Here is a 9384-nt window from a genome sequence, read left to right on the forward strand (position 1 = left end):
GAGAGCCGCCAGCGGCCGCGTTCCTCCTCGGGCAGCTGCGATTCGTCGGGGCCACCGCCGAGTACGGAGGCGATGCGCGGGCGGTCGTGGCTTCCGAGCAGGTTGAGGCTGCAGCGGAGCGCCTCGGGCGGGTAGTTCTCCGCGAGCGCCTCGATGCGGTCGGCTGCCTCCGCGGCAGGGATCGCATCGAGGAGGAAATCGAGTACCATGGAACGGAAGGGGTAGTTCATGGCGGCGTCGAGCTCGTACCCCAAGAGGTAGTGGCGCGGCATGCCGTAGCTGATCTTGTTGGATGCGTCCTCCCAGACCTCGCCGATGAGCACGGCGTCGGGCTTTTCGTCCAAGAGCACGTCGCGGATATCGGTGATGATCTGCTCGGTGAGTTCATCGGCCACATCGAGGCGCCAGCCGCGCGCACCCGCCTGCGTCCAATGGCGGATCACGCCGTGTTCGCCGGCGATGAGTTTGCGTACGGTGGGAGAGGTGAGGTTGAGGTCGGGCATGTTGCCGATGCCCCACCAACAGGCGTAGCTGCCGTCGGCGTTGAAACGGTACGCGTCGCGCCAAGGGGAGTCCTCGCCCGCCCATGCACCCGGCTCGGGGTAGGTGCCGTAGCGGTTGAAGTAGACGGAATCGTCGCCCGTATGGTTGAACACGCCGTCGAGGATGATGGATATGCCGCGCGCCTCGGCTTCGCGGCAGAGTTCGCGGAAATCCTCCTCGGTGCCGAGCATCGGGTCGATCTTGAGGTAGTCGGCCGTGTCGTATCGATGGTTGCTCGCCGCCGCGAAGATGGGGTTCAGGTAGAGCACGGTGAAGCCCATCTCGGCGAGGCGGTCGAGGTCGGCCGTGATGCCCTTGAGCGAGCCCCCGTACATGTCCCAGCTCGCGATGGAGCCGTCCTCGTTGCGGTCGTAGACGGGCGGTTCATTCCAATCCTCTACGATGCGCCGCGGCACGCCCTTGGTGGGGTGCTCGACGAGCGCCCGTTCGCAGCGCTCGCGCCACGCGGGGTCGCGCCGGTAGCGGTCGGGGAAGATTTGGTAGACCATGCCCTGTTCGTACCAGGTGGGACGAAGCTTGCGGGGCTGGAAGACGGTGATCTGGAACGACGGGCAGTCCGGATAGGTATACACCTGTCCCACGCCGCCGGTCTTGCCTTCCGGGGCACCGAGGTAGAGGCGTCGCGTGCTATCGGGAGCCTCCACGGCGATGTTGAAGCGGTACCACATGAGCGCGGGCTCTGGGCAAAGGAGCGTGCAGGTGAAGATGCCATCGGCGCGGCGCTCGAGGGGAACGATGGTCTCGCCGCGCCCGTCGACCCAGACGCGCAGGTCGATGGCGAGGGCGTGCGCCGGGACATCCTCGGCACGCACGGAGAGCTCGACCGCGCTCCCCGCCTTGACGGCACCGAAGGGGAAGCGGTAAGCAATGTCACGGCTGTTGTGAATGAAGTTCATAGTCTGTTGGCCTATCAGGTTGCTGAGCTTGCGAAATAAGCGCACCAAGTATACCTGATGCCATCGTAGACGAGAAGGCCACCATGATCGTTGAGCATATCAGCTACAACCGGCTTGAGGAGCGCTATGATGCCGCGATCTTCACCGAGTCGATGCCCGAGAACATGTCGCGCGTCTATCATGCGCGGAAGAACGTTCAAGATTACGTATTTCCCGATGGCGCTGCCGAGCGGTCGGTGGAGCGCCGCTTTGCGGAGGATCTGGATGCAGCCGACGAGGTGGTAGTGTATGCCAAGCTGCCGCGCTCGTTCCAGATTCCCACGCCCGTGGGCGGTTATGCTCCCGATTGGGCGATCGCTTTCAAGCGCGATGCCGTGAAGCACGTTTCTTTGTCGCCGAGACGAAGGGCTCCATGGAGTCCATGCAGCTGCGAGGCGTTGAGCGAGCTAAAATCGCCTGCGCGCGCAAGCTCTTCAACGAGATGAGCGATGTTGACGTTCGCTATGACGCGGTGGATAGCTACGAGAGCCTGTTGGAGTTGGTACGCTCGTCGTAATTGGGTTGAGTCTGGGGAGCCTTCTACGCTAACGCCTGCTGCGATTATAGGCGCATAGCATGAGCGCGAGGGGCGGGGTGCCCCTCGCGCTCGGATGGTAACGAACGCTCCCGCCAAGCAGGCGGGCTGGATGGATGATGCGGCTTACGAGCGCTTACGCGTCGTACGGCGAGCCGTGGTCTTCGCCTTTGTGGCGGAAGTCTTGGTCGCGGCGGGCGCGGTGGCGTCGGCCTTCTCGGTTGCAGGCTTCGCGGCGGCCGGTGCGGATGCGGCCTCTGGAGCCTGCTTCGCTACTGGCGCGGTCTTGGCGGCAGCGGTCGTGGTGGTTGCCGTCTTCTTCGCGGCTGTGGTCCTCGTCGCGCTCGTTGTTGTCTTGGAGGCCGTGGCCTTCTTCGCCGTGGCAGCCTTCGTGGTCGAAGTCGCCTTCGCCGTCGTCTTCTTGGCAGCAGCAGTCGACTTCGAGGCCGTGGTCTTCGTCGTCGAGGTGGCAGTCTTGGTCGCGGTGCCCTTCCGCGTCGTCGTGCGCTTCTTGGCTGCGGGCTTCGCCTCGGGCTCGGGCTTGACCTCGGCTTCCTGCTTCGTCTCAGCCTTGGGTTCCGCCTTCGGCGCTTCATCGGTCTTCGGTGCCGGCTGCGTTTTCACGGTGGCTTCCGCCTCGGTCTCGGGAGCAGCCTCGACCTTCGGCTCCTCCGCCTTGGCCTCAACCTCGGCCTCGGCCTCGGCCACCGGCTCCACGACGGGCTTGGGCGCAGCCTTCGTCTTCGGCTCCTCCACGACCGGCGGGAACGCGTCGGTATCTGGGCGCAGCCAGCGGAAGAGGTCGATATAGGCATGTGCGCTCTTCGCCCAGCTGAAATCGCTCGACATGGCGTTCTTCACGAGCGTATCGAAGCCGGCGCGATCGTCCCAGAACAGGCGCGCGCCGCGGAAGACGGCGTCGCCCATCTCCTCGCCGTTGAAGTTCGCGAATGTGAAGCCCGTGCCCTCGCCGGTGAATTGGTTGTAGGGCTGCACGGTGTCGCGGAGGCCGCCCGTCTCGCGCACCACGGGCAGGGTGCCGTAGCGCATGGCGATCATCTGCGACAGGCCACACGGCTCGAAGAGCGACGGCATGAGGAACAGGTCCGCGCCGGCGTACATGCGGTGGGAGAGGGCGTTGTCGAACGTGATACGCGCAGCGCACGTGCCGGGATACTTGTTGGCGAAGTAGCGCACCGGCTCCTCGTAGTCGCCCGTGCCGAGGATCGCGACCTGCACGCCGCCCGAGAGGATGCGGTCGAGCGCGTAGGTGACGAGGTCCATGCCCTTCTGGCGCGTAAGGCGCGTGACCATGACCATGAGTGGGCGGTCGTCGCGCACCTCGAGCCCGAGCTCCTCCTGGAGCGCTCGCTTGCATGCGGCCTTGCCGGACATGTCGGAGAGGCTATAGTTCGCCGTGATCATGGGGTCAGTCGCAGGGTTCCACGCATCCGTGTCGATGCCGTTCAGGATGCCTTGGAGCGAGATCGAGCGGTCGCGCAGGATCCCGTCGAGACCCTCACCGTATTCAGGCGTCTGGATCTCCTGCGCGTAGGTCGGGCTCACCGTGGTGATGGCATCTGCATAGTGCAGCGCGCCCATCATGAAGTTGATGGAGCGGTCGTCGCAGCGGAGCTGGCTTGCTGCGGCGGGGATGTGCGCGAGCCCCAGGATGTCGTTCAGGATGGTGTCGGAGTACTGGCCCTGGAAGGCGATGTTGTGGATCGAGAACACCGTCTTCACGCGCTCGTAGAGTGGCAGCCCCTGGTAGAACTCGCGCAGGAACACGGGAGCGAGCGCGGTGTGCCAGTCGTTGCAGTGCAGCACGTCGCACGTGAAGCCCTCGGGCAGGTGCTGGAGGCTCTCGCAGATGGCCTTCGAGAAGAACGCGAAGCGCTCGCCGTCATCGAAGAAGCCGTACGGATAGCTGCGGTTGAAATAGTGCTCGTTATCGACGAAGAGATAGATCACTCCGTCTTGGTCGAGTCGCTCGAGCCCGCAGTACTCGTTGCGCCATCCCAAGCTCACGTAGAAGTCGCACAGGTGCTCCATGCGGCTTTTGTATTCCTCGGCGATGCTGCCGTACTTCGGCACCATCACGATGACCTCGGCACCCGCCTCCACGAGCGCGCGCGGCAGCGATCCTGCGACATCGCCCAGGCCGCCCGTCTTCACGAAGGGCGCCGCCTCCGCCGAAGCGAGGACGATCTGCATCTTCTTTTCTGCCATGGGTACCCCCTCGGTATATCGAATGTCGAACAGCTTGCCTCGCAACGTGTGCGTCGTGCGCCCGGTGCGCGGTGCCGTTCCAAAACCGCCGCCCGGATGCCCGGACGGCGGTTTCATTGTAGCGAAGTTGCCGCGTTCGATGCCAATTTAGAGCATCTGGTTCTTGCCGACGACGAGGATCGCGTCGGGCGTGCCACGCAGCTCGGTGTTCGCGGGCACCGTGTTGCCCTTGTCGAGGATGGCGTTCTCCACGCGTGCGCCGCTCTTGATCACGCAGGACTGCATGATGATGCTGTTCGTGACGCTCGCGCCGCTCTCCACGATCACGCCGCGCGCCAGGATGGAGCCGCGCACCGTGCCCTGGATCTCGCACCCGGCGGAGATGAGCGAGTTCGTCGCGTTGCTACCGGTGAAGTACTTCGCCGGCGGTGCGTCATGCGCCTTCGTCATGATCGGGCGATCCTTGCGGAAGAGCTGGTCAGCGAAGAGCGGGTCGCGCAGCTCCATGCTGCGGTCGTAGTAGGTCTTCTCGTTGAAGATGCCGATCGCGTAGCCCTTGAACTCGTAGCTGCACACGTCGATGAGGCCGAAGTCACCAGCGATCGCCTCGAAGATGTCAAGGTAGTCGGCGCTCTGGTAACGATCGATGATCTGCAGGAGCACGTCGCGGTTGATCACGAAGCAGTCGATGAACTTGTTATCGCCGTACTCGCAGCCCGGTTCCACCTTCTGCACGCGGCCACGATCGCCGATGATGAGGCGCGAGCAGTCCGTGTGCTTGCGCTCGGCGTTCACGTAGACCATGGTGATTCCGGCACCGGAGCGCTCGTGCGCGTCGATGATCTCGTCGAGCTCGAGGTTGAAGATGATGTTCGACGCCATCATGACCACGTAGGGCGCCTCGGAGCGCTCGAAGAGCTCCTTGTTGGAGATGATGTCGCGCAAAAGGAAGCGCATGCCCTGCTTCGTGGTGCCGTAGGGGTTGCCCGGAACGGGGAAGAGGCCGCCCTTCTTGCGGTCGAGCATCCAGTCCTTGCCGTGGCCCACGTGGTCCAAGATGGAGCGCCAGTTGCCGGGCAGCACGAGGCCGACGGTCCTGATGCCGGCGTTCGCCATGTTGGAGAGCGGGAAGTCGATCAGGCGATAGCGACCCATGAACGGCACGGAAGCGATGGAGCGGTTCTCCACGAGCACGCTCTTCTCCGTGCTCGAATAGTTAGCGGTGATATAGCCGATGGCCTTCTGGTTGATCATCGGTTCATTCCCCCTTCCCGATGACGACGTCGTTTCCGACGACGGCCGTATCCTTCGTGGTGTCGACGGAGCCGAGCTTCACGCCCTCTTCCACGACAGCGTTTTCGCCCAGGATGGCGCGGCTCACGTATGCGCCGCTCTTCACCACGGCACCGGGCAGGAGCACGGAGTCCTCGACGACGGCGCGCTCACCCACGTACGCATCGGTGGAGATGATCGAATGGCGCACAGTGCCGAGGATCCGGCAGCCGTTCGAGATGAGGCAGTCATCCACGTTGCCCTCTGGCCCGATGTAGTGCGGCGGGCGCGTCGCATCGTTCGACATGACGGGCACGACGTTGTCGAAGAGGTCGAATGCCGGGTTCTGGCCGAGCAGGTCCATCGAGGTCTCATGGTAACTCGCGATGGTGCCGACGTCGCGCCAGAAGCCGTGGAACTCATGGACGAAGAGGCGCTTGCCCTCGGCGAGCGCGTTCGGAATGATGTCGCCGCCGAAGTCGTGACTCGAGCGCTGGTCGATCGCATCGTCCTCGAGCGTCTTGATGAGGAAGTCGGCGGTGAAGATGTAGATGCCCATGGAGGCGAGATTCGAATCGGGCTTCTCGGGCTTCTCGGTGAACTTCACGATGCGGCCGTCCTCGTCGGCGGTGAGGATGCCGAAGCGGCTCGCTTCCTCCCAGGGCACCGGCATGACGGCGACGGTGAGGTCCGCGCCGTTGGCGATGTGCGAATCGAGCATGGCACGGTAGTCCATGCGGTAGAGGGCGTCGCCGGAGAGGATGAGGACGTACTCCGGGTCATGGCTCTTGATGTAGTCGAGGTTCTGGGTCACGGCGTCGGCCGTGCCGGCGTACCACGTGCCGCCTTCCTGCGTGGCGTAGGGCGGCAGGATCGATACACCCGCGCCCTTCTCGTCCAGATCCCACGCGCTGCCCGATCCCAGGTAGGCGTGCAGCTGGTAGGGGCGATACTGCGTGAGCACGCCCACCGTGTCGATACCGGAGTTCGCGCAGTTGGACAGCGTGAAGTCGATGATGCGGTACTTTCCGCCGAACGAGACCGCGGGTTTTGCGATCTTCGATGTGAGCGCCCCGAGCCTCGAACCTTGCCCTCCTGCGAGGAGCATGGCGATGCATTCCTTCTTGCTCATCGTGTGTTCCCTTCAGATTCCGTGCTGTATAACCTTTCTAGCCCGGGAGGCACCCGGGTAGTTGCCACAACGTCGATCGCCTGTCCTTACATCACGCTCCCCAGATCTCGTCGCGGTATTCGCGGATGGTACGGTCGCTCGAGAACCAGCCGGAGCTCGCCGTGTTGTGGAGCGCCCTGCGGTTCCAGTCCATGTGGTCGGAGTAGCTCTGGGTGAGCTCCTCCCACGCCGCCACGTAGGACGCGAAATCCTTCATGACGAGGTCATGGTCGTTGCCGTTCATGAGCTCGTTGAAGATGCTCTCGAAGTCGCCGGAGAGGGCGGAGAACGTGTCGTCGGTGAGCTCGTCGATCACGCGGCCCAGGCGTGCCGGGTCGTTGTTGTACATATCCCATGCGAAATGCATGCCGCTCGCGCGAAGCTCGTCCACCTCGGGCGCGGTGAGGCCGAAGATCTTCTCGTTCTCGGCACCGGCGAGGTTCACGATCTCGATGTTCGCGCCGTCCATCGTGCCGAGCGTGATGGCGCCGTTCATCATGAGCTTCATGTTCGAGGTACCCGACGCCTCCATGCCTGCCGTGGAGATCTGCTCGGAAATTTCGGCGGCGGGGTAGATGAGCTGGGCGTTCGAGACGCGGAAGTTGGGGATGAAGCAGACCTTCATGACCTCGTTCACGCGCGGGTCGTTGTTGATGACGTCCGCGACCGAGTTGATGAGGCGAATCGTCTCCTTGGCGAAGGTGTAGCTCGAGGCCGCCTTGCCCGAGAAGATGAACGTAGTGGGTGCCACGCGGAAGTTCGGGTCGGCGAGGCGACGGTTGTAGATGTCCATCACCTTGAAGATGTTCAGGAGCTGGCGCTTGTAGGCGTGGAAGCGCTTCACCTGGACATCGAAGATCGAGTTCGGGTCGATGGTGAGACCGCACTCGCGCTGCACGTAGGCGGCAAGGCGCACCTTGTTCGCGCGCTTCGTCTCGCCCACGCGCTCGAGGAAGCTCGCGTCGCCCTCGAAGGCTTCGAGTTTGGCGAGCTCGGAGGCGTCGTCGAGCCAGCCCTCGCCGATGGCTTCGGTGATGAGCCTCGCGTAGGTCGGGTTCGCCTCCGCGAGAAAGCGGCGGTGCGAGATGCCGTTCGTCTTGTTGTTGAACTTCTGCGGCGTGAGGGCGTAGAAGTCCTTCAGGGTCTCGCGCTCGAGGATGTCGGTGTGGAGCTTCGCCACGCCGTTCACCGAGTGGCTGCAGATGACCGAGAGGTTTGCCATGCGCACCTCGCCGTCCCACAGGATCGCGGTCTGGCGCAGGCGCTCCTGCCAGCCGTCTTGCGTGCGGTCGAACGCGGCGTTGTAACGGCGGCTGATCTCGTCGATGATCTGGTACACGCGGGGCAGGAGCTTCGAGAACGTGGAGATGGGCCACTTCTCGAGTGCCTCGGGCAGAATCGTGTGATTCGTGTAGGAGATGGTCTTCGTGGTGATGTCCCATGCCTCGTCCCACTCGAGGTGCTCCTCGTCGATGAGCACGCGCATGAGCTCAGGCCCGCACATGGCGGGGTGGGTGTCGTTTGTGTGGATGGCGACGTACTCCGGCAGGAGCCTCCAGTCGTTGCCGTGCTCGGAGCGGAACGTGTCGAGCACGGAGCTCAAGCCTGCAGCTACGAAGAGGTACTCTTGCTTGAGGCGGAGGAGCCGCCCGTGCTCGCCGGCGTCGTTGGGGTAGAGGATGGCGCTGATCGCCTCCGCCTCGGCGCGATGCGCCTGGGCCTTCGCGTAGTCGCCGGCGTTGAAGGCATCGAGGTCGAATTCCTCCTCGACGGGCTCGGCGCTCCACACGCGGAGTTTGTTCACCGTGGTTCCACCGTAGCCTACCACGGGGATGTCGTAGGGGACAGCGAGCACGTCGTCGGTGCCCTCGGTGTGGTACACCATGCGGCCGTTCTCCTCGACGCCCACCACGTGGCCGCCGAAGCCTATGCGCACGGCCTTGTCCTGACGGCGCACCTCCCAGGGGTAGCCGTGGACGAGCCAGTCGTCGGTGGTCTCGTGCTGGGCACCGTTTTCGATTTCTTGCTTGAAGAGGCCGTAGCGGTAGCGCATGCCGTTGCCGTAGCCGGCGATGCCCTCGTGGGCCATGGAGTCGAGGAAGCACGCGGCGAGGTGACCCAGGCCGCCGTTGCCGAGCGCCGGATCGCTCTCGTACTCCTCGAGCGTCTCGAGGTTCGAACCGAGCTCCTCGAGGGCTTCGGCCACGAGGTCGTGCACGCCGAAGTTCAACAGATAGTTATCGAGCAAGCGTCCGATGAGGAATTCGATGGAGAAGTAGTACACGCGCTTTTGGCCGGCATCGTGCACGCGCTTCTCGGTATCGGTCTGCACGGCGCGCGCCTTGCTCGCCACGAGCTTTACGAGCGCCTGGAAGCGGTCGATGTCGCTCGTGTTCTCGAAGGGCTTGCCGGAAAGCGATGTGACCGACGATAGGTAGAGCTCCTTGAACTCCTCTTTGCTTTCGAAAATCGCGTTCATACAATCCTTTCTACCTGGTGCGCGGGCTATTCGCTCCGCGCGCCTGCATGGCTATCTCATCCTTCGACGGCTTGCTGCTCCGTCTTCGAAGTGGATGACTTCTTGGGTGCCGGCTTCTTCGCGCCGGCGGGCGCCTTCTTGGCAGGTGCCTTCTTCGCCTTCGGGCGCTCCGGCTTGGCGGACGGATCCCGGATGGGGT

5 protein-coding genes and 1 pseudogene are annotated in these 9384 nt (G+C 63.8%); 1 reads left to right on the forward strand and 5 read right to left on the reverse strand.

Going from position 1 to position 9384, the window contains the following annotated elements:
* Positions 1–1460 (reverse strand): glycoside hydrolase family 13 protein (locus tag QZ079_RS05565; protein ID WP_297036137.1); only part of this gene is annotated, 1460 nt, incomplete at its 3' end.
* 164 nt (positions 1461–1624) lie between these two features.
* Here QZ079_RS05565 and QZ079_RS05570 point away from each other — a divergent pair.
* Positions 1625–2016 (forward strand): annotated as a pseudogene (locus QZ079_RS05570) (hypothetical protein).
* A gap of 144 nt (positions 2017–2160) precedes the next feature.
* Here QZ079_RS05570 and glgA read toward each other — a convergent pair.
* The 4 genes from glgA to QZ079_RS05590 form a co-directional block, all read right to left on the reverse strand.
* Positions 2161–4263, reverse strand: a complete 2103-nt coding sequence (gene glgA, locus QZ079_RS05575) for a glycogen synthase GlgA (RefSeq protein WP_297036143.1) — start codon at positions 4261–4263, stop codon at positions 2161–2163.
* A gap of 147 nt (positions 4264–4410) precedes the next feature.
* On the reverse strand, positions 4411–5517 hold the full coding sequence (gene glgD / locus QZ079_RS05580; RefSeq protein WP_297036147.1) for a glucose-1-phosphate adenylyltransferase subunit GlgD: 1107 nt from the start codon (positions 5515–5517) through the stop codon (positions 4411–4413).
* 4 nt (positions 5518–5521) lie between these two features.
* A complete protein-coding gene (locus tag QZ079_RS05585) occupies positions 5522–6667 on the reverse strand; it encodes a glucose-1-phosphate adenylyltransferase (protein WP_297036150.1) in 1146 nt (381 codons plus the stop codon).
* Between the two features lie 91 nt (positions 6668–6758).
* Positions 6759–9185, reverse strand: coding sequence for a glycogen/starch/alpha-glucan phosphorylase (locus tag QZ079_RS05590; RefSeq protein ID WP_297036153.1), 2427 nt, complete (start codon positions 9183–9185; stop codon positions 6759–6761).
* Positions 9186–9384 lie beyond the last annotated feature (199 nt).

Source organism: uncultured Enorma sp., assembly GCA_905210055.1.
Lineage (GTDB): Bacteria > Actinomycetota > Coriobacteriia > Coriobacteriales > Coriobacteriaceae > Enorma.